At 46.2% G+C, this 1,740-nt stretch carries 2 protein-coding genes; one reads left to right on the forward strand and one right to left on the reverse strand.

The annotated features are described in order from the left end of the window. Positions 1-236: 236 nt before the first annotated feature. Positions 237-665, reverse strand: coding sequence for a peptide-methionine (R)-S-oxide reductase MsrB (gene msrB, locus QOS10_RS09250; protein WP_283595186.1), 429 nt, complete (start codon positions 663-665; stop codon positions 237-239). A gap of 310 nt (positions 666-975) precedes the next feature. Here msrB and QOS10_RS09255 point away from each other — a divergent pair, with 310 nt between their 5' ends. Beyond that, positions 976-1,599, forward strand: coding sequence for a flavodoxin (locus QOS10_RS09255; RefSeq protein ID WP_283595187.1), 624 nt, complete (start codon positions 976-978; stop codon positions 1,597-1,599). The last annotated feature ends 141 nt before the right edge of the window (positions 1,600-1,740 follow it).

The following is a 1,740-nucleotide window of genomic DNA, read 5'->3' on the forward strand; positions in this document are numbered from 1 at the left end:
AGTCTGTTACTTTGTTTCTAGCCATTTCGTTAGAAATGAGGTAGTGAATTAGAATTACGTAGTGATTCTGATTGCCTGTATCTACGCAAATTGTGGTCAAATGCTCAAAAGAGGGGTGTTTGCTCACAAGCCACGGAATAAATTCCGTGGTGGTTGACAAAGGTCAGTTTCATAAAGAAGTGAATCTTTAACTTAAAAGCCTCAGTATTCTGATTGTAGAATACCAAGGTTTGCTATTATTTAAACAGTGCTTGGTACTGACCATAACCAGCCGTTGCCAAATCAGCTGCAGGAATAAAACGAAGGGCAGCCGAATTGATACAATAACGTAAACCACCCTGGTCAGCGGGGCCATCAGTAAATACATGTCCCAAGTGTGAACCGGCCTGGCGGCTACGAACCTCAGTACGTTCCATGCCAAAGGACTGGTCACGCTTTTCCTTTACCACCCGCTGGGCAATAGGCTTAGTAAAGGCTGGCCAACCACAACCGGAATCATATTTATCAAGTGAGGAAAAGAGTGGTTCTCCGCTAACCACATCTACGTAGATCCCTGGCTGGTCAAAGTTATCATATTTACCAGTAAATGGTTGCTCCGTGGCTGCCTCCTGGGTAACAGCGTATTGAACGGGTGTTAACCGTTTCTTTAGTTCTTCTTTGGACATCATAGTACCTCCTCGTATTCTATAAATAAATCCTTATGGATTTTGCTACATTACATCTTGTCTTCTGGTCACCGCCTGATAACCTCTAATTATCATTGGCTTTGGTCAACTGGTATAGGTTAACACCTCCTTGAATTTGAAAATACTATAAGCCATGTTAAAAAGCTATTAATCTGCTTAACTCGGACCCGAGTTCATTCATGTAATTGCTATACTAGAACTGCATACCGCTATGAAGATTAAGTAATTTTCACCGGGCCTTTTTCCGAATAAAATGGTAGCAACAAATCAAGGAAGAAAGGTGATCGGAATGAAAAAGCTTAGTCGTAAGTGGATCGCGCTAATCGCAGTCGTAATCCTCGTAGTTGTCGGTGGCCTGGTCGTTAATAACCACCGTCAAGCAGTCGCTGCTAATAACAAGGGGAAGCGGACGTTGATTGTTTACTTCTCTAGAACCCGCGGAATCTATGGTGGTGACCTGAAGATCGGTAATACCAAGCAGATCGCCGATGATATTCAAAAGAAGACTGGCGGGACTGAATTTGAGATCCGTCCACAAACGCCTTACCCAAGTGACTACGATCAGACTGCTCGCTTAGCTGATCAACAACGGCGAGAAGGCGCGCGGCCAGCCATCAAAGGCCCAATGCCTGATGTCAGCAAGTACGACACCATCTTCATCGGCTCACCAGTTTGGTACAATACTTACCCAATGGTTGTGCGGACGTTCATGGATCAGGTAAACCTAGACGATAGCAGTAAGACGGTTATCCCGTTCACAACCAATGAAGGTTCCGGCTTAGGTGAAACGCCAGACGTTTTGAAGAGTCAGTACCCGAATGCTAAGACCCGGCGTGGCTTCACCGTCCGGGGAACCGAAGCAGCCCACGCTCGGCGCCAGGTTAACCGTTGGCTCGGCAAGTTAGGTTACTAGGAATTAAGTAAATTGCGATTAATAGTTATGAAGCTCTTCGCTGTCGCAGCGGGGAGCTTTTCGCAGTGCGCCCGGCATGGGTATTAGCTAGGCGGTGAAAGTCCGCTATGGGCCGTAGTAGTCGGAACCATGAGCCGAGGA

The organism is Limosilactobacillus galli, assembly GCF_947381495.1.
Lineage (GTDB): Bacteria > Bacillota > Bacilli > Lactobacillales > Lactobacillaceae > Limosilactobacillus > Limosilactobacillus galli.

Coding starts and splice junctions, on each gene's coding strand:
- msrB (WP_283595186.1), bottom strand. CDS start 665: ATGTCCAAAGAAGAACTAAAGAAACGGTTAACACCCGTTCAATACGCT.
- QOS10_RS09255 (WP_283595187.1), top strand. CDS start 976: ATGAAAAAGCTTAGTCGTAAGTGGATCGCGCTAATCGCAGTCGTAATC.